At 59.0% G+C, this 21,134-nt stretch carries 16 protein-coding genes, 1 tRNA gene and 3 pseudogenes; 7 read left to right on the top strand and 13 right to left on the bottom strand.

Translation table 11 applies throughout. The annotated features are described in order from the left end of the window. Positions 1 to 97 precede the first annotated feature (97 nt). The 10 genes and pseudogenes from HMPREF2879_RS01080 to HMPREF2879_RS09485 all read right to left on the bottom strand — a co-directional run. Positions 98 to 763: a class I SAM-dependent methyltransferase gene (locus HMPREF2879_RS01080; RefSeq protein WP_070634611.1), complete on the bottom strand. Its 666-nt coding sequence runs from the start codon at positions 761 to 763 to the stop codon at positions 98 to 100. 190 nt (positions 764 to 953) lie between these two features. Next, the gene (locus HMPREF2879_RS01075; protein ID WP_070634610.1) at positions 954 to 2,066 is read right to left on the bottom strand and encodes a MauE/DoxX family redox-associated membrane protein; all 1,113 of its coding nucleotides are present in this window, start codon (positions 2,064 to 2,066) and stop codon (positions 954 to 956) included. Between the two features lie 327 nt (positions 2,067 to 2,393). Further along, on the bottom strand, positions 2,394 to 3,449 hold the full coding sequence (locus tag HMPREF2879_RS01070) for a ThiF family adenylyltransferase (RefSeq protein ID WP_070634609.1): 1,056 nt from the start codon (positions 3,447 to 3,449) through the stop codon (positions 2,394 to 2,396). Next, a complete protein-coding gene (locus tag HMPREF2879_RS01065; RefSeq protein WP_070634608.1) occupies positions 3,440 to 4,210 on the bottom strand; it encodes a thiazole synthase in 771 nt (256 codons plus the stop codon). Before HMPREF2879_RS01065 ends, HMPREF2879_RS01070 begins: the two co-directional genes overlap by 10 nt. 143 nt (positions 4,211 to 4,353) lie before the next feature. Continuing rightward, a complete protein-coding gene (gene thiS / locus HMPREF2879_RS01060; protein WP_049338535.1) occupies positions 4,354 to 4,551 on the bottom strand; it encodes a sulfur carrier protein ThiS in 198 nt (65 codons plus the stop codon). 48 nt (positions 4,552 to 4,599) lie between these two features. Next, positions 4,600 to 5,682 carry a glycine oxidase ThiO gene (gene thiO / locus HMPREF2879_RS01055; RefSeq protein WP_070604209.1) on the bottom strand — a complete coding sequence of 361 codons (1,083 nt, stop codon included), beginning with the start codon at positions 5,680 to 5,682 and terminating at the stop codon, positions 4,600 to 4,602. A 2-nt stretch (positions 5,683 to 5,684) separates the two neighbouring features. After that, the gene (locus tag HMPREF2879_RS01050; RefSeq protein WP_005509014.1) at positions 5,685 to 6,305 is read right to left on the bottom strand and encodes a thiamine phosphate synthase; all 621 of its coding nucleotides are present in this window, start codon (positions 6,303 to 6,305) and stop codon (positions 5,685 to 5,687) included. 1,193 nt (positions 6,306 to 7,498) lie between these two features. Further along, positions 7,499 to 8,017 carry an EXLDI protein gene (locus HMPREF2879_RS01045; RefSeq protein ID WP_204372029.1) on the bottom strand — a complete coding sequence of 173 codons (519 nt, stop codon included), beginning with the start codon at positions 8,015 to 8,017 and terminating at the stop codon, positions 7,499 to 7,501. 183 nt (positions 8,018 to 8,200) lie between these two features. Beyond that, on the bottom strand, positions 8,201 to 8,773 hold the full coding sequence (locus HMPREF2879_RS09490) for a hypothetical protein (protein ID WP_049342888.1): 573 nt from the start codon (positions 8,771 to 8,773) through the stop codon (positions 8,201 to 8,203). A gap of 118 nt (positions 8,774 to 8,891) precedes the next feature. Continuing rightward, positions 8,892 to 9,065, bottom strand: a pseudogene (locus HMPREF2879_RS09485) (recombinase family protein); the annotation flags it as partial. Here HMPREF2879_RS09485 and HMPREF2879_RS09280 point away from each other — a divergent pair. From HMPREF2879_RS09280 to abc-f, 3 genes and pseudogenes are all read left to right on the top strand, one after another. Beyond that, positions 9,016 to 9,213, top strand: a pseudogene (locus HMPREF2879_RS09280) (transposase); the annotation flags it as partial. The pseudogenes HMPREF2879_RS09485 and HMPREF2879_RS09280 sit on opposite strands and share 50 nt — an antisense overlap. A gap of 1,056 nt (positions 9,214 to 10,269) precedes the next feature. Then, positions 10,270 to 11,556 carry an MFS transporter gene (locus HMPREF2879_RS01025; RefSeq protein ID WP_005987410.1) on the top strand — a complete coding sequence of 429 codons (1,287 nt, stop codon included), beginning with the start codon at positions 10,270 to 10,272 and terminating at the stop codon, positions 11,554 to 11,556. Positions 11,557 to 11,817: 261 nt separating this feature from the next. Further along, positions 11,818 to 13,287: a ribosomal protection-like ABC-F family protein gene (gene abc-f, locus HMPREF2879_RS01020; RefSeq protein WP_005987409.1), complete on the top strand. Its 1,470-nt coding sequence runs from the start codon at positions 11,818 to 11,820 to the stop codon at positions 13,285 to 13,287. Between the two features lie 908 nt (positions 13,288 to 14,195). Here the strand turns inward: abc-f and HMPREF2879_RS01015 are convergent. Continuing rightward, a complete protein-coding gene (locus HMPREF2879_RS01015) occupies positions 14,196 to 14,483 on the bottom strand; it encodes a Rossmann-fold NAD(P)-binding domain-containing protein (RefSeq protein WP_204371245.1) in 288 nt (95 codons plus the stop codon). Between the two features lie 86 nt (positions 14,484 to 14,569). Here HMPREF2879_RS01015 and HMPREF2879_RS01010 point away from each other — a divergent pair, with 86 nt between their 5' ends. Then, positions 14,570 to 15,922 (top strand): IS30 family transposase, encoded by a 1,353-nt coding sequence (locus tag HMPREF2879_RS01010; RefSeq protein WP_306437770.1) that lies wholly within the window; start codon positions 14,570 to 14,572, stop codon positions 15,920 to 15,922. Between the two features lie 220 nt (positions 15,923 to 16,142). Here the strand turns inward: HMPREF2879_RS01010 and tet(W) are convergent, their stop codons facing one another. Then, on the bottom strand, positions 16,143 to 18,065 hold the full coding sequence (gene tet(W), locus HMPREF2879_RS01005) for a tetracycline resistance ribosomal protection protein Tet(W) (RefSeq protein WP_063856422.1): 1,923 nt from the start codon (positions 18,063 to 18,065) through the stop codon (positions 16,143 to 16,145). A gap of 408 nt (positions 18,066 to 18,473) precedes the next feature. Between tet(W) and HMPREF2879_RS01000 the strand changes: the two are divergent. The 3 genes and pseudogenes from HMPREF2879_RS01000 (at position 18,474) to HMPREF2879_RS00990 (ending at position 20,761) form a co-directional block, all read left to right on the top strand. After that, a pseudogene (locus tag HMPREF2879_RS01000) lies at positions 18,474 to 19,708 on the top strand (IS256 family transposase). 175 nt (positions 19,709 to 19,883) lie between these two features. Beyond that, the gene (locus HMPREF2879_RS00995) at positions 19,884 to 20,345 is read left to right on the top strand and encodes a MerR family transcriptional regulator (RefSeq protein ID WP_049342889.1); all 462 of its coding nucleotides are present in this window, start codon (positions 19,884 to 19,886) and stop codon (positions 20,343 to 20,345) included. Beyond that, the gene (locus HMPREF2879_RS00990) at positions 20,345 to 20,761 is read left to right on the top strand and encodes a carboxymuconolactone decarboxylase family protein (RefSeq protein WP_049357953.1); all 417 of its coding nucleotides are present in this window, start codon (positions 20,345 to 20,347) and stop codon (positions 20,759 to 20,761) included. The genes HMPREF2879_RS00995 and HMPREF2879_RS00990 overlap by 1 nt, the downstream gene beginning before the upstream one ends. A gap of 192 nt (positions 20,762 to 20,953) precedes the next feature. On the opposite strand, the gene HMPREF2879_RS00985 is transcribed toward HMPREF2879_RS00990, so the two are convergent. Further along, positions 20,954 to 21,024: transfer RNA gene (locus HMPREF2879_RS00985), tRNA-Gly, on the bottom strand. Positions 21,025 to 21,134: the final 110 nt, after the last annotated feature.

Below are 21,134 nucleotides of genomic sequence, written 5' to 3'. Positions count from 1 at the left end.
ACGCGCAAAGGCCCGGCACCCACCCCACACGGGGTAGGCGCCGGGCCATTTGTATGCCTAGCTCAAGACACACTGCACCCCAGCTTTCGATGCGAGCCTAGCTCGCCGGGCGCGACAGTACCGCCACCAAAAACTCCGAAGAACCCTCCACAAACGGGTGCAACTGCCATGACGAGTAGGTGTTATCCACGTTCAGACCAACCTCGCGGGCATCAGCGAGGAACTGCTCAAACGCATAATCACGGCCCGGACCCGAACCGTAACCCACGACAGCGCGGCCACCCGGCGCCAACACGCGACGGAAATTCTCAACCACCGGCTTACGAGTCGAACGAGCCAAGAAACCCATCACATTACCCGCACACACCAGCAGCTCAAAACCATTCTCCGCCGTAGCCTCACCCTCAATACCCAGTACCTCCGGCAAATCCACCAAATCGGCAGTAATCCACGTAGCATCCGGACAGACGCGGCGCGCCTCCTCAATCAGCTCAGGATCAATATCCACACCCGTCACACGGTGACCCAACGCGTGCAGCTGCTTACCCACACGACCGGGACCAGAACCAGCATCAAGAATCTTCGCACCACGAGAAGCCATAGCATCCAACAGACGAGACTCACCCGCCATGTCATTACCCTCAGCCTCCATCGCCTTGAAACGGTCAATGTACCACTGTGAGTGATTCGGGTTGCTTTCCTTACGGATCAGCCACAGGGACTTCTCACGCTCACCCGGAGCGTTGAAACTCATCATTGCCATAAAAACTCCTTTGATAGGGTTGAGGACGCGCCAGCCGCCACCCGGCGAGGTGACCGCGGCGTATAAGCGGTGTGTGCGCTACGTACTAGCATAGCCCCACCCGGCACCTGCCGGTAAGGGCAGTAAGAGCCGGACGGGGCCATCGGAAGCGCTACAGAGGCGCTACAGGGGCTGGACGATAGGGGCGCGTTTAGAGGTGGTCGCCCTCAGTATTCGACGTACCCTCAGCGAGCGCCTTACGCATCTGCTCCTGGCGCTCCTCCTCAGCCAGACGAGCCGCCTCAGCAAACTGCGCCTCAATATCGGTCAGCAGCGCCTCAACCTCCTCCTTACCAGCCACCGGGCCGCCAGCAATCAGACCATCAGCACCCAAAACCACAGCCAACGGCACACCATTACCGAAATTCGCGCGCGCACCAGCATCACGGTCAATCAGCGGAGTTAACCCTTCAGGCAACGTACCCGCATTACGCGAGGTCTGCAATGACTCCAGGCTCGAATACACCGGATGCAACGCCACCTGCGGCAGACGCTCCTGCCACGAAGACATCGTCTTCAAAAACTTCACGCAACCAGCACACGTTGCCGACACAAACACCAGCATACGCGCCTGATTCTTAGCCAACGCACGCATATTCGTGTGACGACCATTCTCCAGGTACAGCGCCGCATGAGGAATCGGCATACGAACATACAGCTCCTCGCCGTTCTCGTCATACACCGGCTCCGGCAAAATCACCTCAGCCTGCGGCTCCGGCTGCGCAAGAGCATCACCGCGGCGAACAGCCTCCAACGTCACAGCAATCAGCGCCGCACCAAAAACCCAAGTCCAGCCGCTATTATCCAGACCCAGCAGAGTCGACACAACACCCGTGCCACCCTTCAACGCGCTCGCATGCGCGCCAGCCGCCGCCAACAACAACGCAATATTACGGACCAGCGTGTAACGGCTCACCGGCGCATTCGACTCAGAACCAAAACAATTACAACCCGCAGTACGACCCGTCGCCAGTGCGCGCGCAATCACCACCGTATAGAACAGCATCAGAATCAACGCCAAACCCGAAGCAATCACAACAGGCAAACGCACCGGCGACAGCAGCAGAACGGCGGCCAGGGTAATCTCGAACCACGGCAAAATCAGCGACACCGCACGGGTCGGCGCGATCTTCTCCAAACCAAGATTCTGAATACCGGTCACGGTACTCTGCGGGTCCTTCGCCTTAGCAATACCGCTAATCAACAAAGTCAACGCAACAAGTGCCGTACACAAAACAAGCGGCACAGTAGAGACGGTGAGCATAAAACTCCTAGAGTGAGTGTGTGAAAAGAGGATGCGGCAGCGGCAGTTTTTAGGCAGAACAAACCGCGCGACGTGCCGCCGTGTTATACACGATTTTACGCCCTGCACAGGGGGAAATGTCTCTACGGGTTAAGCTCTACGAGTTAAGCGGAAAGCGGTATGCGCCCTCGTTCCTGCAGGGAACCCGCCCTCGCTTCGCTTCGGGCACCCTGATGTCACTACGGACGATACCGCTTTCCTTACGATTAGGCGCGCTATGCCCTTCCTCCGCGCCTACAGGGGACCCTGATGTCGCCTCCGGAAGGGATAGCTACGCCTTGTATGCGTTTAGATAGCCGTGAGGCGCACCCCGTAATCGCCCGCCAGCTCCGCGTACGCCTGCACAAAGCGCTGCGCTCGCGCACCCGAGGCGCAGAAAACGCCCACGCGCTGATCACGCACCGACTCAAACAGGCTCAGCAACTCCGCGGGCACGTCGGCTGCCGGTAGCAGCGAACCTGCCGCGTCGCTCAGCTGTGACAACGGCACATGCAACGAACCCTCATGCTTAATAGACGCCTCACGCTCGGGCGCCTCACGCACATCCAGCAGAACCTGCGGGACCTCATGCGCCGACAAATCCACCGGAACCACACGCGCCGGATCCGGCACCGCCCCAAACGACGTACACGTACCCGACAAGGCATCATACGTCAGCAGAGTACCCGCCGCCGTCGGTAGGCCGCTCACATGCTTGAGCACCTCCGTCGCCATCAGCGAACCCACCACCGCCGTCGTCGCACCCAACACCCCGGCAAGCGCACACGACTCCACCGTCTGCGGAATCGTCGGAAAAATATCACGCAAATGCGCGCCATCCGGCTCAAAAAGACTCACCGACCCGCCAAAACGCAAAACCGTGCCCCACACCAGCGGCAAACCCGCAACCTGCGCAGCATCCGCAATCAGATACTTCGACGCAAACGTATCTGTACAATCCACCACACAATCCGGTGCCGACGCGGCGAAAAGATCCAAAATCCAGGACGCATCCACATGCCGGATTGTCGTCTCAACCGTCAACGACGGGCACAACTCCAGAGCACGGCGCGCCGCTACCTCCGCCTTCGGCTCACCCACATCAGACACCCCAAAAAGCGGCTGACGCTGAATATTCGACAGCTCCACCGAATCAGAATCCACAATATGCAGATACCCCACACCAGCCGCCGCCAACGCCTGCACCACCGGACAACCCAAACCACCAGCACCAATCACCAACACGCGGGCAGCCGCCACCGCATCCTGATCAAAGCCCGGCAGGCGACGCTGACGGTCCGTGCGCTCGCGATCCAGGCGCGCATGCTCCGGATTCACCGGGGTAGGGGAAAGGTTTACATCCACGAGACAAAACCCTCCGACGGCGACGACGCCTTCGCGTGCTCACGCACCGGAATACGGCCAGCCTCACGCGCCAACGCGCCCGCCTGCACCGCAAACTTCATCGCCTGAGCCATCGCAACCGGATCCTCAGCACGGTTCACCGCCGACGCCAACAACACCGCATCACAACCGAGCTCCATCGCCAGGGTCGCGTCGGAGGCGGTACCCACGCCAGCATCCAGAACCACCGGAACCTGCGCGCGAGAAGCAATCAGCTCAATATTGTGCGGGTTCAAAATGCCCAGGCCGGTACCAATCGGCGCGCCCAACGGCATAACCGCCGCAACGCCCGCATCCTCCAAGCGAGCGGCAGCCACCGGATCGTCAGAGGTGTACGCGAGCACCGTGAAATCCTCGGCGACCAGCTGCTCGCAAGCGTTCAACAGCTCCACGGTGTCCGGTAGCAGGGTGTCTTCGTCGTGGATGATCTCGACCTTCACCCAGGAAGTGCCCAGCGCCTCGCGGGCAAGCATCGCGGTCATCACCGCATCAGCTGCGGTGCGGCACCCTGCGGTATTGGGCAGGGGTGCAATATTGAGCTTCTGCAGAAGCGGAAAAATGGGGGTGCCTGCGGCGTGACGGCGCATGGCAACGGTCGTCATTTCGGTGCCGGAGGCGATGAGCGCCTGCTCGAGCAGGTCCATGCTGGTTGCGCCTCCGGAACCCATGATGAGGCGGGATGTGAAGGTGCGGTCGCCGATGGTGAGCGGTGTGAGGCTCATGGTGTTCTCCTCTGTGGGAACGTCTAAATAACGGGGTCTGCTGGTTGGTGCGGGGCGCTACGGTGCGCCCGGTTTAGGGAACAAAAACCGAGAATATCTGTTCTTTTTTGCCGGTGGGTATCTCTCCGGTACAGGCTGAAAGATTAGCCGCCCTGAACGGCGGTGAGGGCATCCACCCTATCGCCCTCGTTCAGCGGGACATCCAGCCACGTGGAACGCGGCACAATACTGCGGTTAAGGGCTACTGCCACGCCCGCCTCGGTACCAAACTGGTCCATGACAAGGTCAAATACGGTGGGGGCGTTGGTGGTTAGCGGCTCGCCGTTGTAGGTGATGATCATGCGAAATCCTTTCGTGAAGGTGCCGGGTGCATCCGGCGGGGACTGTGTTTAGTGGGTGAATCGTGCCGGGTCGCATGCCTGCATGATGGGCGGAATCTCAGCCCCGCAGGCGACCTCTGCACCAACCTTGCCGGCGAGTGCGGCAAGCAGAATACCGTGGCGGAAATAGCCCGTGGACACGAGCTGGCGGGTGCCGTCAGCGCGAGTGCGGTGCCCGAAGATGGGCAGGTCGTCCGGGGTGCCGGGGCGGGCGCCGACGTTCGCCTCCAGAAGCTCGCACTCTTCAACGGCGGGCACGAGCCGGATTGCGTCACGTAGCAGCTGGTGTACGCCGTCAATGGCGGGTAGCGTGCGGTGGTCTTCGCGGCTGGTTGCGCCGATGCACAGCTCCCCGTCGGGGCGGGGGATGAGGTAGACGGGGCGGGAGTTCACGTAGCCGCGCACCACGTGCTTGAGGATGGGCCGCGGGGCGCGCAGACGCAGAATGTCCCCGTAGACGGGGCGTAGCGGGTAGTCCCCGTGCAGTGTTGCCCCTAGTCCGGTGCAGATAATGTCGCCCGCGTCCGGGTCGGTGACCCGTTCGGCGCTGAAGGTGACGCCGCGGCGGGTGAGGGCGTCTTTGAGGGCGCGCCTCATGAGCCGCGGGTGCAACTGGTGGTCACTGGGGATGCTCACGGCGCCGGCGATACGCGGCGCCAGGAGCGGTTCGAGGGTGCGTGCCTGCGTGGGGGTGACGGGGTCTGCGGGGCGGTTCATGTCCCGGTAGTAGGTGCGGGTGCGTTGCAGGTGCTCGGCGTCGGCACGGTCGGCTGCGATGATGAGCGTGCCGGTGGTGTCGTAGCCGGTGGGCAGGTCGGTGGCGCGGCTGAGCCTGCCCATGAGGGAGGGGTAGGCGTCGGCGCTGGCGGTCATGAGCGGGAAGAGCGCGTCCTGCTGGAATTGCACTTCTGCGATGGGTGCGAGCATACCGCCGGCGTAGTGGCTGGCGGCGGGGTAGATCGCGGTGCCGTCGGCGGCGGTGCCGTAGTCGCTGGTTTCTGCATCGATGAGGTGCACGTTCTCGCCGCGTTCGGTGAGCTCAAACGCGGTAGTGAGGCCAATGATTCCGCCGCCAATAATCGTGATGGTCATGGCTATGCCTGCAACGCGGGGTTGTCGACGAAGGCGCGGACCATGGCGATTCCGGCAACTCCGGTGGTGCGGATGGCGGGGCAGTCTTCGGGGGTGATGTCGCCGATAGCTACGGTGGGCACGGCGGACAGCTCGGCAAGTTCGCGGAGCCCATCAATGCCGAGGGGCGGGCGGTTGGACTGCTTGGTGGGGCTGGGGCGGAACGGTCCGGTGCCAATGTAGTCGATCAGGTGCGCGATTTTGTTGGACTCTTCAACGAGCTGCCGGGTGCCGGTGGTCAGACCGATGACCGCGTCGGCGCCGAGGAGGGCGCGGGCGTCGGCTACGGGCAAATCATCTTGACCGATGTGCACGCCGTCAACGCGCACGCCGCGGGCACGCAACGCGAGGGCGACGTCTACACGGTCGTCGACGAGGAGCGTCTGGTGCGGCTGGATGATGCCGGCGATAGCTTCGGTGAGCTGGTAGAGCTCGCGCGCACTGATGGGTTTGGACCTGACTTGGATGCAGGTGGCGTGTTTGGCTGCCCGGACGGTTTCGAGGGGGTTGTCGCCTGTGACGAGGTAGAGGTTCAGGTCGAGGGGGCGTGCGGGGGTGGTGTAGGGGTGCGTTTCGCGGGTCATGCGGGTCTACGATTCGTCGTCGAGTAGATGTTTTTGAGCAATTCTCTCATTGAATTTCTGTGGTTAGGTTAGCACAACTGTGTGGTGAGTTGAACATCCTTCAAGCGTTGTGAGGTGTGTGCGCTTGGCACGCTATACACTTCCTTCGCTCCTGCAGGGGACCCGTCCTCGCAGGGCTCGGGCACCCTGATGTCGCTTCAGGAAGGTGTAGCGGCACCGCGCTCGCATGCGCTACAAAGAATCCTTTCATTGCAAGCCCACGGGTAGGCACCCAGACGCCCCTACGGAACCTCCACCGCACCCGGCTATTAACCCGCATATTCCGGCGAGCTGTCTGCGGTACCTCACTCCAGTATTCCCCCCCCCCGCTTCCGCGTACACTCTTCCCAAGCCGAGCAGCCCGCGGTTCATTCCCGGCCGCACAATCCGCACCCTACCTCGCACCACAGGGAAGGGAGAAGAGAAAGGGCATGGGGAGAGGCCGGTATGTTCCGTCGCGACATCAGGGTGTCCGAAGCGGAGCGAGGACGGGTTCCCTGCAGGAGCAAGGAACATACCGCCTCTACCCGCTCAACCTAACTCAAAATAAAAAGCCTCCTACCGTAGGGTAGAAGGCTTGTGGACCAAAGGTGGTCACGATGGATACAAAACCCGGGGTGGGTGCAGGCTGAGGGCGGGTGGGTGCAAGACATTAGCGAGAACGACGAAGCCTCAGGTCACATGTACCTGAGGCTGTAGATACGTTCGTTCTACAGGCTCGTGCCGTCGTTGAACGCGATAGCGATTGTTCCGTCAGGGTGGATGGTGGCATGGTCAACGAGGGCTCGCCAGGCTTCGGACGCTTTATGCCCGCGAGCCCCGCGCTCGCGGGCATTTCTGTGTCTGGTCTACCCGGGTTCTATATTGGCCTCCGTGTGTCCGCGGCTTTCGCGGACAAAGTACGTCTGAATGGGGGATGCTTTGGTGATTTTCCCCGATAACCCGGAAGTAATGACGCACTTTGTCCGATGTACCGAGGTGACGAGCAACCTCACGGCGCCCTCCCTCAAGTGCCTCACTCGGTTCGCCGTCAGCGGCCGAGCAAGTCCTGTCGCTGGCCGAGCCGCGCAGCCGACTGACTAAGCGATGCCCTGTCAGGTGACCGCGTGTCCAGTTTCAAAAGGAGGGGGCCGCCATTTTCAATTCCTTGCATGTTAAATATCCAATACCTCGTAGGGTTTTGCTGAAAGCGCGGATTTACATTGCTCAGCCAAGTACGCATCCGCCAACTCCAGCTGTGCAATATCTGGATATACCTCTAGCGTTTTGTCACCTATTAACCAGAACTCTCGCGACCAGGTCTCAGGATGATCCCAGATTCGGTAGTTCCCTTTAGCCTCATCAGGTAAAAGCCTGCGGATTTTTGTTGCAACAGCGAGCTGCCCTTTTGCTGTTTCGTAAATTGTATTAATTTGGACGCCGCCATCCGCCGGGCGTTCAACACGGACTATCTCTCGGCCGTAAAACATCACCTTCCTCCGCGAGCCGTTTTCGTAGAGTGCTAGTTCTATTCTTCCGTAACCTTTTTCAGTGTTATGTCGGTTGGTCAAATAGTCCTGAAGCGCTTGGACGACAGCCGCTGAAACACTTTCCGCATGCTGCGCAGCTCGTTCAAATAGTTCCATATCTGCTTCTGAGACGTAAATATTCTTTGTGGGCATGTTTATAAACATACTCATACTTTCTCTGTTTGTCAACCCTGCAGAAATGTCACTGGTTCCAATTGTGAGGAGGATATCGACGGTAGACCTGGATGGCATACATGATGATGGGCGTTAAGGCAGATTGACTGCGAAGATAGGGAAGCCCGAGGTCATATACACCTGGGGCCAAGGGGGTGCAGCCGAACTACAGACTCATCCGTCGTTGAACGCGATAGCGATTGTTCCGTCAGGGTGGATGGTGGCATGGTCAACGAGGGCTCGCCAGGCTTCGGGCGTGTAGCTAATTGCGGGGTTCTCACTGCGGTATTGGTGGAACGCGGTGATGGCCGCGCGTTTGGCCTCGAGTTCGTGTAGTTGTTTTTCGAGGGACTCGACTGTGTCGAGGTGGTGCTGGTAGTCGGCTTCAAGCCTGGCATGGTCAGCCTCGAAGGCGTCAGGGTTGAAGTCGGTGTTGGCTGCAGAGCGGATGAGGGCGTTGATTTCGTCCACCACTGCGTCGCGTGCGGTGATCGCCTGGGCGAGCTTGGCCTCGAGTGCGTGAGGATTACCGAGCTGGTCGAGGGCAGCTTCGAGTACCTCGGGGCTGGGCGGTGGTGCGAGCTGACTGGGGGCCTGCTCGAACGCGGCAATCAGCTCGTCTTCGGTTACGTGCTTGGTTGCGCATGGCTGGTCGCCGGGCGGGATCGTATTTGCGGTTGCACCGCCAGATGCGCCGCTCGTAGCGGCTGCCAGCGTGCCAGGTTTTCGGCCCGTACCATCCCCCACAGCACCCGCACTCGATTTTCGAGGCGAACGGGTGGCTAAAGGAGCGTGACCTGCCAGAGCGCCTGGCTAGTTCGTGCTGGACTTGGTCCCATACGGCTGGGGCGATGATGGGCTCGTGGTTGCCGGTCACGTAGTACTGGGGTATTTCTCCTTCGTTGCTTTTGGTGGTTTTGGATAGGAAGTCCACGGTGAAGGTTTTCTGTAGCAGGGCGTCGCCCTTGTATTTTTCGTTGCACAGAATCGAGTTGATGGTGGACACGGACCAGGTCTTCTTCCCCAACCGCCAGGCCATCATCCGCCTGGTCGGAGCCGTCCTCGCCGAACAAAACGACGAATGGGCCGAAGGCCGACGCTACCTCAGCCTCGACATCCTCACCAAATCACGACTCACACCCCAACCCACCCAACAGGAGGAACCCCCACTCCAACTCAGCGCATAACCCACTCCGAAGGACACAAAACGATTACACCACTCCACAGGACTTGACCCGCCAAGCAGCCACCTCGCGAAATTCAGCACGAGCACGCCCTCCCGGGTATGGGGCTCATGCCTCGTGCGAGTGATGAGAATCTTCGGGAATGCATCCCCGATGGATAGAATCGGCGCAATCTCCCTCTCGAGCGTCGAATCGGCGCCGATATCGTCGCTCACATACACTTTCCTTCCCGGTTTCGAAACTTGGAAGGCAGTATGCGCAAGGATGCGTCGAGGTGCGATCCCAGTCGTACCATGCCAGCAGAGATGTCGAGGCACATTCGTTCATGCTGCAATGCGGGCATCGGAGATGAAAAACAGCCCGTCGGGTAGTCATGGGCGTGCGGGAGCCCGCATCAGTAACCTGCCTCCTCGGTTGTCCCTTCTTTGCATGGTCGTCTACATAAAGGAGGAACCAGCCATGCAGATCAGCATGCTTGCCCTTCTTGGGTCACGGACCGGGGAGGCGAGGGCCTCCGTCGGGACCGCCCCGAGCAACCGGCATATCCAAGGAATGACAAGGCTCGATCGCTGTGCTGGTCAGGATGCCGAAGCGGGCCGTCCGCCAATCGGAATGCGGGTCAGGATGCTGCAACGTGATTCCAGCTGCAGGATACGGCTCCTTTGCGGTTGCCGCAAAACCTGCTGGCAACATTCTTACTATCCGAATGATGTACGCATCCCTTGGGATCGTTTCGCCTGACCAGGGCCATCTTCAGCGCCTCATCGGCCAGCTCGGCAGGCGCCTCTTCCACGCGTAATAGCCCTGGCGGGTCACCTATGCAACCAAAGATACAAAAGGAATCGAATGGCCAGAGAGGATTGCCCTTACCGATGCTCGATTCTTGACAGGCAAACTCAAGCCTCGTTAATATTACATATTACATGGTTTGCCAGACCGAATTAACAAAGGAGGGGTGTCGTGGTTGGTCTTTTCCGCACGTGGATGAGCGCCTAGAAAGCGGCGCTGTTGTGGCGTCGCGCTGTTTTTCTGCACGCCATTTCACGATTGGACATAACCATGATATTTGAAACCTCTCGGGGCAGGTCTGTTCTGCTGTGCCATTCATGGCAATTCAAGCTTTGTTTCGTATGGGGCGGGGAGCTCGTTTCGACATTGACGAGTTCGATTCTCCAAATGGGTCTTATTTGGCATCTCGCCCTCACGACAGGGTCGTCTTCTCTCCTCTCCTTAGCATCGCTGGCAGGCTTTCTGCCGATTGCTTTGTTCGGAATCCTTGCGGGCGCCGTTGTCGACAGACTGCCTTTGAAACGTGTCCTCATCGGCGCCGACCTCTTCATTGCCGCGGTGGGTGCCGCCTTGGCGATTGCCTCGTTGGCCGGCAGCTTACCTGCATGGCTAATTCTCATCGCCCTGTTTCTCCGTGCAGTTGGTACTTCGTTCTACACGCCAGCCTCCCAATCTCTCACGCCCCATCTCGCCCCGCCAGAGCATCTCGTTCGCCTATCGGGGGTGACTCAGGCGATTCAGTCCGGCGGATACATTCTTGGCGCCGCGCTTGCAGCAGTGATTTATCCCGTGGCGGGCATTACCGCTATGATTGTCCTCGACGTGCTGGGAGCGCTTTTCGCTTCTTTAGCCGTCCTCGCCGCACAGATAGACGCAGGGGGCCTCGATGAAGCCGACCGCAGCTTGTCCTTTTCCAATAAGGTTCGAGAGCTCTTCTCTGAGATTTCGGACGGCTACAAGCTGATTAGGGAGTACAGGGGGCTGTTCGCCCTTCTTTGGTGCGGGTTCGTCTTCGCTTTCGCGTTCTCTCCGCTCGCGGCATTGTTCCCAATAATGACCTTGGGGCATTTTGGCGGTAGCACGGGGGATGCCGCTTTGGTGGAAATCCTTTTTTCTGCAGGCATGCTGGCTGGGTCCGGCATTTTGGCGGCCACGGGAGGGTTCCGCAATAGGTCGTTCACCATGGTCGCCGCGATTGCCGGCTTCGGCATTGCCGCAATCGTATCCGGATCGCTCGGCCCGTCATTGTTCGCTGCTTTCCTGCCGGTGAGCTTTCTTATGGGCGCATGCTCCCCGTTGTACGCGGGAACCCAGACTGCCCTTATGCAGGAGCAGATACCTCCTGAGTACCTAGGCCGCGTTTTCGGCCTCTACGGAACCATCATGGCGTGGGCCATGCCCATGGGCCTCGCAGCCCCCTCCGTTTTTGCGGATCTGCTTGGAGCTCCGTTATGGTTCGTCGGCTCTGGAGCGACCATGGTACTGCTTGCGATGGCTATGCTGCTTGCTCCGAGCGTCCGAAACGCGGGGAAAAGAGATACCGGGCAGATTCAATAGCCCAAGTATTCGAAAAAAAGAGGCAGCAGCCATCGGTTCAAGCGTCAGCCTTCAAGCCCTTGCGACGACGAGGTATTGCACCGACATTCCGCATCGCGCTCCTTATTCGTCGCCAACTATCATTTTCGGATTTGCCGGCTTGCGCAAGGTCAAAACGCTCGCGCCGGCAATTGGGCAAAGGCGAAAAATCGACGTGAGCAATCTTTTTTGGCATGGCTGCGCTTCCAGTAAAACGCTAATACACAAAAGGCGGTTCAACCTATGGAACTCATAGTCAAAGCTAAAGACATCTTTTTGGAATATGCCGGCCGCGATATCCTAGATATCGAAGAGTTGGAAATCTACTCCTACGATCGCATCGGCTTGGTGGGAGACAATGGCGCAGGCAAAACCAGCCTGCTTAAAATTCTGAGCGGCAATCTTACCATTGCGGACGCCGACGTCAGGCGCTTCGGCAGCATTGCCCTCATCGGCCAACTCGATGAACTCGACCTTGATGCGGCTCAGGACAGTGGTGAGATGCTCTCCCGTCTCAACGTCGCCGGAGTGGCGCAGGAGACGATGAGCGGCGGGGAGGAAACACGCGCCAAGATTGCCTCTGCACTCTCCCAGCATGCAAGCGCGATCTTCGCCGACGAGCCTACGAGCCACCTCGACCAAGACGGCATCCGCCTTCTCGTCGGACAACTCAAGGCATTTGATGGGGCTCTGCTCATCGTGAGCCATGACCGTCATTTTCTCGACCAGGTGGTAGACAAGATCTGGGAGCTCAAAGACGGCGGTATTTCCGAATTCTGGGGTGACTACTCCGACTATCTGCGACAGAAAGAAGAAGAGCGCAAAGCTCAGGCGACTCGATACGAAGAGGCGATGCGCGAGCGCGATCGCCTCGAAGCCGCCATCGAAAAACAACGGAAAAAAGCACGGCAGGTCGACGCCAAGCGGAAGGCTGCGAAAAAAAGCAACGAGTATGCAGGTCGATTGGGGCATCAGAAAGCAACCGGCACCAAACAGAAGAGGATGTACCAGGCGGCTAAGGACATGGAGAAGCGCCTCGAAGCGCTCGAAGGGATTGAGGCCCCAGATAGCATTCGCGCCGTGCGGTTCCGCCAGAGCAAGGCCCTGGAACTGCATAGTAAATTTCCCATCTCGGCAGACGATTTCAGCTTGAGCTTCGGCAACTGCATGCTCTATGACCACGCGAAATTCGAGATACCGCTCGGTGCCAAAGTGGCCATCACCGGTGGCAACGGTACAGGAAAGACCAGCCTGCTGAAGGCAATCGCTCGACGCGCCGACGGTATCAACATCTCTCCCAAGGCAGAGATCGGTTACTTCGAGCAAACAGGCTACAAGTTCGACGCCCGTCAGTCTGCGATCTCGTTCATGCAGGATGGTTGCGAGTACAGCATGACCGAAATTCGAGGCATCCTCGCCTCTATGGGAATCGGACCGCGCGACCTGACAAAGGACGTTGGCGTTCTCTCGGGAGGCGAAGTCATCAAGCTGCTACTCGCGAAGATGCTGCTGGGCAGATACAACATCTTGCTCATGGACGAGCCTGGAAATTACCTGGACATCAAGAGCGCCGAAGCCCTCGAGCAGATGATGAGCGCCTATGCCGGAACGATAGTGTTCGTCTCCCACGATAAGAGGCTGGTCGAGAACGTCGCAGACATTGTCTACGAAATAAAGGACACCAAGCTAGTCAAAATCTTTCAGCGCGAATAGCCCTAAATGAGCAAGAAATAATCCCCGAACGGAGACAAGGGAGTAAAACGGCAAAGAAAGAGCCTCCGTCCCAACGCAGGGAACGGAGGCTCTTTAATCGCTTTTACTCATCTCCGTCGCTGGTGGCTTTGTCATGACTCTCGTACGAAACGAAACTCAGCGGCACAGTGCGGCACTCAAAATCGCAGGTCAGAACCCTATCGGCCTACTCCCACTCGATGGCTTCAGTTTTACTGTCCCGACATTCCAGTTGTCCTCAGTTTTCGATGCCGTCTCAAACCGAGTGCCGCCAAGTAACACTATGTCGTGTTTCATCGGCTTCGGGGACAAAAGCTGGGACAACTTCAAAAACCATTTTCAAACTCAGAGTATTGAGTTTTTATTTTTGTCCCAAGGGGCACGGAGAGCCGCCTTTGGAGGCTCGATATCGACGAAAACGCCCGCTTTGAAACTCAAGTGCCTTTTCGTGTGCGAGCCGCCAGCTGCAATAGGAAGTGAATCAACGCAGGCGCCTTTCAAGCAGTTTGCAAAACTGCAGGTTGCAGGCCTTCATTGCTAGTAGGGGAAATGAGTAGTCTCAGGTGGCTTGCCCATGAGTTAGCGAGCAGGTTGGGGCTTCGTTGTTGGCGCAATCACTTCGTGCACACTCGAAAGGTCTGTTTAACTTCAGACAGGGCGCCAGTGCCTACGCGCAGTGGCGCAGATGATGGGCAGCAAGAGACAAGCATCTGCTGCCGCCCATCAGAAAGCATCGTACAGGCCATACCACACGTCGGTGTAGATGAAGTCGGCGCCCTTGATGCACTCGGTTGTCGTCGGAGACCTTGCAGTTCTCCTCGCCGATGGCCATGAGGTCGCCCATCTCCTGCGAAGGCGGGCGAGCCGTAGCTCGCCCGACCTGGTACGTCTTACAGACCGTGCTTACCGAGAGCGGCCATGCGCTCATTGATGGTGGCGCGGTATGCCGCAGCCTTCTGCTCGTCGGGCTCGCTCTGGGGGCACAGAGTGGCCAGGATGGCGCGAATGGAGTGCTTGCGGTTCTCGGCCTCGACCCAGCACAGGGAGCGCTCGGGATCGTCCATGACCTCGTCGACGACTTCCTCGCCACGGTTGGCGGGCAGGCAGTGCATGAACATGCTGTTCGGACCGGCAACGTTCATCATATCCCAGGTCACCTGGTACTTCGGATAGAACACATCCATGTAGCTGGAGCTGGAGACTTCACCTTGATTATCAACTTTATCCGAACACCTCCCACATTCATCCGCACATGTGCGGATGAATGTGGGAACCCGATACCCTGAGGGCCGGATCGGCCGGCCCCGGGAGATCGGAGGACGGCATGTCCGGAAAGAAGAAGAGCGGCTCCGCAAGGGCGGTCCCGAGGGCCTACGGAAGGCTCACGAGGCACGAGCGGGACACGGTCCAGAGGATGCTGGAGCGCAGGGCGTCGTGCAGGGAGATCGCGAGGGAGCTGGGCAGGTCGCCCTCGACGGTGAGCGCCGAGGTGGCGTCGCACAGGTTCGTGACGGCGCCGAAGGCCAGGCGCGGCGAGCGCGTGGACGCCTCCGCCGACCTGTCGGCGGCCTGCCCGCGCCTGGCGGCGTGGCCGCGCTGCTGCAACGGGTGCGGCCGGTACCGCGCGATCGGCTGCAAGCGCCGCCCCCACGTCTTCTACGAGGCCCGGGCCGCGCAGCTGTGCGCCGACTCGGTCCTCGTCTCGTCCAGGCGCGGGATAGACGCCGACGAGCCCGCCGCGGCGGCCAGGCTGGAGGCGATAAGGGACTGCCTGCGCCGGGGGCTGTCGCCCGAGCAGATGGCGGCGCGCAACGGCGGCCCGGTGGACCTGTCGCCGTCGACCATCTACCGCTGGGTCTCGGCGGGCTACGACGGCATGACCAACATGGAGCTCAGGCGCAAGGTCGGCTACAGGCCGAGGAAGCGCGCCGCGGGCCGGGCGGCGACCCGCCACTCCGCCCGCAGGTCGCATGCCGCGTTCCTCGCCCTCGGGGAGGACGCGTGCGCCGCGGCCTGGGAGATGGACACCGTCGAGGGGGCCCGGGAGGACTCCGCCTGCCTGCTCACGCTGCTGCACCGCCCCAGCAGGCTCCAGCTCGCGCTGCCGCTGGAGGAGAAGACCGCCGGGTGCGTCGCGGACGCCCTGGAGGGCGTCCGGGCCATCCTCGGCGCCGACGGGACGCGCCGCGTGTTCCGCGCCGTCCTCACCGACAACGGCGCCGAGTTCTCCGACGAGGCGGCGATCGCGGCGCTGCTCGGCGAGGGGCCGGGCGAGACGAGGCTGTTCTACTGCGACCCCAGGCGCAGCGACCAGAAGGGCGCCTGCGAGCGCAACCACGTCGAGATCAGGAAGCTGCTGCCCAAGGGCGCCGGAATCAGGTTCGACCGGCTCGCCCCGGCCGACCTGGCGCTGGCCATGTCGCACGTGAACTCCGAGCCCCGCGGCGCGCTCGGCTTCGCGACGCCCGCGCGCGCCTTCAGGGCGATGCTCGGGGAGGACGCGGCGGCGCTGCTGGACGCCTACGGCGTGGAGGACGTGCCGCTCGGCGATCTCGACCTGACGCCGGGGCTCATCGAGAGGGCGCGCGCAGAGAGGGGCGATGCCCCGCTGGCCTAGCCTAGGAGAAAAACGGAATAGACGGACCGACCGTCCGGCTGAGTCTGGGAAGAGGTGCCGGGCGGCGGGCGGAGCATGGCCACCGGACCCATCGAAACACATCTCCACCATTCCTTCAACTGGGAAAATGCCGCCCCCGGGGCCCGGATAGGACCTCGGGGGCGTTCGGTTAACTGCGGGAGCGTGCCGTCAGCTCAATGTGTTCGGTTGGGATCGGAAATCAACCAGTGATCTTACTGAACATATGGCGCACCTTGTCCAGGCGGCTGTTTGGACGGCGGGGCTGGATGACTGGCTTGCCGACAGCGGCCTGATACCCTTTCAGTTCTGTAAGGCATACGCTCTGCCCGTTGGTGTAAAAGGCCAGATCAGTACGGTATGCCTGTATACAGCGGGCGGGAATCTCGCCAGTAAAGACAACTTCATCCTTTTTTACCTGGACCGTTTCGATGGTGGCACAGTATTTCGGTGCATCATGATAAGCCCTGGAAAGATATTCCCGGGGCGCATAGAGGGTGAAGGAGAGATAAGGTTCCAGCAGTTGCGTCCCTGATTCCTTCAATGCCTGTTCCAATACAATCGGGGCCAATGAGCGGAAGTCCGCCGGCGTGCTGACCGGACTGTAATAAAGCCCGTATTCAAAGCAAATCTTACAGTCCGTTACGTTCCAGCCGAACAAGCCCTGCTCCAGCCCGTAACGGATACCATCCCTGACAGCGTTTTGAAAACTCTGGTTCAAGTATCCCAGCGAAACCCGGCTCTCGTATTGTACACCGGAGCCAAGCGGGAGTGGTGTAACAGACAGTCCGATGGATGCCCAAAACGGGTTGGGCGGCACCTCGATATGGATGGTGTGGCTGGCTGCTTTGAGCGGCCGCTCCATATAAATGACGGTGGGTTCCTTTACCACTGTTTCAAGCTTGTATTTTTCCGACAGCAAAGCGGAAACAACCTCCAACTGCACCCGGCCCAAAAAAGAAAGAATGATCTCATGGGTGATGGAATCCACCTCGCAGCGCAAAAGCGGGTCAGTATCCGCAAGTTGCGTAAGAGCGTCCAGCAGCCGTTCTCTTTGCGCTGCCGTTTTCGGCGCAATCGACGTCCGCAGCATGGGGAGGGGGTCCTCACGCCACCTTTTACGAGGGAGCCGGGTTGGGTCCCCTAATACATCGTTTAACCTCACGCTGTCGCTGGGAAGGATAACAATTTCACCCGGATAAGCGGTGTCTGTCCGAACAATTTCCCCTTTGGATGGAATACGCATCTCTGTGATTTTCAGCTTTTCTCTCCCAGCCAGAGCCACCGTATCCCGCAGGCGCAGCGTTCCGCTGTATAGCCGCAAATAGATGAGCCGCTGGCCACAATCTGTATACTCCACCTTGAAAACGCTGCCGCATAGGGCGTCGCTCCCCTGTTCCCCAATCGGTTGGAACAGCCCTGTCACCGCATCCATCAACGGTTGAATGCCAAGGCCCTTTTTGGCGCTGCCATGATAGACCGGGAACAGGGAGGCGTCTTGAACCCGCCGCTGTTCCTCCTGCGCAAGTTCTTCCCGGCTGATTGGTTCTCCTGCGATATACTTTTCCAATAATTCATCGTTATTTTCGATGACCGCATCCCATGCTTCTATGTCGGTATTTTCCTCCAGGACTATTTCCGGGGACAGCGACACCGTCTGCTTGATGATAATATCGGCGGAGAGCTTATCCCGAACAGACTGATACACGCCCTGCAAATCAACGCCAGCCTGGTCGATCTTATTGATAAAGATAACGGTGGGAATGTCCATTTTCCGCAGGGCATGGAACAGAATACGGGTCTGGGCCTGCACACCATCTTTAGCGGAGATCACCAAGATGGCCCCATCTAAAACAGCCAAAGAGCGGTACACCTCCGCCAAAAAATCCATGTGGCCGGGCGTATCCACAATGTTGACTTTACATCTGTGCCACTGGAAGGAAGTGACTGCCGCTTGAATGGTAATCCCACGCTGCCGCTCCAAAAGCATGGTGTCCGTCCTCGTTGTCCCTTTTTCGACGCTCCCCGGTTCTGAAATGGCTCCGCTGGCATATAGCAGGCTCTCCGTCAAGGTTGTCTTTCCAGCGTCTACATGGGCAAGAATCCCGATATTGATAATGTTCATGTCTATCCTCCATACAAGGCCCAAATGGGCGCAAAAATCCCCAGCGGCTAATACTTTTACCGCTGGGGATCATGACTTCGGACAAACAGAAGTATGACGGCTTACATGAGCCGCTGTCCGTCACGATATTTACTAAAAAGGCAAAAGTATTCTTAAATTGGGTACAAAAACTAAGCCCCTGCAAGGGGCAATCATTTTTGCGCCCATTATCAAATTTTATTTAAGAATACCTTGCCGCATATTTGGTAGACTCCTCAAATCAGGATAATAGCAGTATATCATAGTAAGTAGCGTCCCGCATAGTGGTGTAACCGTGGGTGGTCGGCCCGTTTGATATGGGTGCGGTCACCGTGTGATCCTTCGAGAAAGCTCTCTACTTCTGACTCGAAACGATTTGGAGGCACAACGATGACCGCTCCTCATATTATCGACCCTGCTGGCATGCTTGGCGAGGCGTTGTCCCAGGCATCCCCAGATTTGATGCGTTCCTTGCTCCAGCACGTGATCAACGCGTTGCTATCAGCGGACGCTGATGCGGTGTGCGGGGCCCAGTGGGGTCAACAAGATCCGCAGCGTCACACCCAGCGCAACGGGTATCGCCACCGGCCCTTGGACACCAGGGTCGGCACCATTGACGTGGCGATCCCCAAGCTGCGCTCAGGCACCTACTTCCCAGAATGGTTACTGCAACGGCGCAAACGCTGTGAAACCGCGTTGATCACAGTGGTCGCTGACTGCTACCTGGCAGGAGTATCCACGCGCCGTATGGACAAGCTCGTCAAAACCCTGGGGATCACAGGACTGTCCAAGTCCCAGGTCTCACGGATGGCAACAGACCTCGACGAACACGTGGACCAGTTCCGCAACCGGCCCCTCCACGATGCCGGGCCTTTCACGTTCGTCGCCGCTGATGCGCTCACCATGAAAGTGCGCGAAGGAGGACGCGTCGTCTCGTGCGCGGTTCTGGTTGCCACCGGAGTCAACAATGACGGACACCGCGAAGTGCTGGGGTGCGCGTATCTACCAGTGAGACCGCTCCAGCCTGGAAGGAGTTCTTCGCCGACCTGGTCGCCCGAGGCCTGACCGGCGTGCGCCTGGTCACCAGTGACGCCCATCTGGGCCTGGTTGAAGCCATCGCCGCCAACCTGCCCGGAGCCACTTGGCAACGATGCCGCACCCACTACGCCGCTAATCTCATGTCGGTCACCCCCAAAGCACTATGGCCCGCCGTCAAAGCGATGCTGCACTCGGTGTACGACCAACCCGACGCAGCATCGGTCAACGCTCAATACGACCGGCTCTTGGACTACGTCCACGACAAGCTCCCCGCCGTGTGTGATCACCTCGATCAAGCCAGGGCAGACGTCCTCGCGTTCGCGTCCTTCCCCACCGGGGTGTGGACCCAGATCTGGTCCAACAACCCCAACGAACGCCTCAACCGCGAAATCCGCCGCCGCACCGACACCGTGGGAATCTTCCCCAACCGCCACGCAATCATCCGCCTAGTCGGAGCCGTCCTAGCCGAACAAAACGACGAATGGGCCGAAGGCCGACGCTACCTCAGCCTCGACATCCTCACCAAATCACGACTCACACCCCAACCCACCCAACAGGAGGAACCCCCACTCCAACTCAGCGCATAACCCACTCCGAAGGACACAAAACGATTACACCACTCCACAGGACTTGACCAACCGCTACCGTACCGTTCCTGAACGGCTACCTTGCCAACATCAGCCACACCTATCCCTGGTCACAGAACGTGAAGCACCATAGCAGTTTGCCTTCGAGCGCACTCAAAGGTTTAGTGTAATTGACATGTTGGAAGAACGGTTAGAGCAAGCCCTTAGGCTCGCTATCGATCCACCCGGAGGGCTAAATACTGCGGCGTTGCGCGACCTGATCAGAGATGACGAGAACACTCAGTGGGATATCGCTACCACTGCCGAGTATTTGGGAATCAGCGCACATACGCTGCGCTATTACGAACGCGCAGAGCTGGTGAAAGTAGGACGCGACGCATCCGGCTATCGGCTTTACGATGCTGCGGCTGTACGGCGTTTGGTTTTTATTACCCGAATGCGGGTCTCTGGAATGTCGATTGCCCAACTCCAGCATTACATCTCCTTGGTTGAACAAGGTGCAGAAACAGTACAGGAGCGTCTTGATTTGATGCTGGAGCATCGCGACATCCTTCGACAACGAATAGAGGATCTTCAGTTATCGCTGGCAGCTACCGAATTCAAGATAGCAATGTATCAGAAAGGTTCCCATCCATAATGAGTGATCAGTACGATATTGATTCCGTCGATAACCAGCGACGTCGTGATCTTGGATTGCAGGTTCTCTCCCGTATCGACGGAGACGCTGGTCAGAGTGTTATCGAATCACTTTCCACGTCAAACCCTGCTTTAGGACACCACATCGCCGCATTTGCTTTCGGTGATATTTACGATAGGCCCGGTCTGGATGCACGCAGTCGCCAGCTAGTAACCATTGGCGTATTGACTGCATTAGGCGGATGCGAACCTCAACTTAAAGTTCATGTTGGAGCGGCACTCAATGTCGGGATTTCCGAAGAGGAAATTCAGGAAGCTATCCTGCACGCCTCAGTGTACTGCGGCTTTCCACGAGCACTGAACGCTACTTTCGCAGCACAGGAAGCAATAGACTCACGGCGGAACTACGACAGGTAAGTTGATAACGCCACTCCGGACACTTCCCGGCAGGGCCGGAAACCTTTGTATCCAGAGTGACGTTCTATTGGAGCGGCTGACGGGCTGGAAGGCGGAAATCCCGAGCGCGCGAGGGAATGTATTTCCGCCTGGAAGCGATTCCCGTCGTGGTTTAAGAAGAACCCCTCACCGTTCAGTGAGAGGTTCTGGAAGAGCGGCTGACGGGAATCGAACCCGCGTATCAGGCTTGGGAAGCGTGCGCTCTACCATTGAGCTACAGCCGCATCCCCTCCAGTCTAGCGTGTACCGTGCCGGTTCGTGAAATGTTTCACCCCGCCCAATGTGACGCACCACCCGGGTCGTGCCGGGCTCGAGCCTGCGGTCTGCGGGCTCT

The sequence above is a fragment of the Rothia sp. HMSC069C04 genome (assembly GCF_001812895.1).
In the GTDB taxonomy this organism is placed as follows: Bacteria; Actinomycetota; Actinomycetes; order Actinomycetales; family Micrococcaceae; genus Rothia.
The sequence above is the reverse complement of the archived record's forward strand: the minus strand, read 5'-3'. Positions and strand labels throughout refer to the sequence as shown.

Coding starts and splice junctions, on each gene's coding strand:
- HMPREF2879_RS01080 (WP_070634611.1), bottom strand. CDS start 763: ATGGCAATGATGAGTTTCAACGCTCCGGGTGAGCGTGAGAAGTCCCTG.
- HMPREF2879_RS01075 (WP_070634610.1), bottom strand. CDS start 2,066: ATGCTCACCGTCTCTACTGTGCCGCTTGTTTTGTGTACGGCACTTGTT.
- HMPREF2879_RS01065 (WP_070634608.1), bottom strand. CDS start 4,210: ATGAGCCTCACACCGCTCACCATCGGCGACCGCACCTTCACATCCCGC.
- thiS (WP_049338535.1), bottom strand. CDS start 4,551: ATGATCATCACCTACAACGGCGAGCCGCTAACCACCAACGCCCCCACC.
- thiO (WP_070604209.1), bottom strand. CDS start 5,682: ATGACCATCACGATTATTGGCGGCGGAATCATTGGCCTCACTACCGCG.
- HMPREF2879_RS01050 (WP_005509014.1), bottom strand. CDS start 6,305: ATGACCCGCGAAACGCACCCCTACACCACCCCCGCACGCCCCCTCGAC.
- HMPREF2879_RS01045 (WP_204372029.1), bottom strand. CDS start 8,017: ATGTTTATAAACATGCCCACAAAGAATATTTACGTCTCAGAAGCAGAT.
- HMPREF2879_RS01025 (WP_005987410.1), top strand. CDS start 10,270: ATGATATTTGAAACCTCTCGGGGCAGGTCTGTTCTGCTGTGCCATTCA.
- abc-f (WP_005987409.1), top strand. CDS start 11,818: ATGGAACTCATAGTCAAAGCTAAAGACATCTTTTTGGAATATGCCGGC.
- HMPREF2879_RS01010 (WP_306437770.1), top strand. CDS start 14,570: ATGTGGGAACCCGATACCCTGAGGGCCGGATCGGCCGGCCCCGGGAGA.
- HMPREF2879_RS00995 (WP_049342889.1), top strand. CDS start 19,884: ATGTTGGAAGAACGGTTAGAGCAAGCCCTTAGGCTCGCTATCGATCCA.
- HMPREF2879_RS00990 (WP_049357953.1), top strand. CDS start 20,345: ATGAGTGATCAGTACGATATTGATTCCGTCGATAACCAGCGACGTCGT.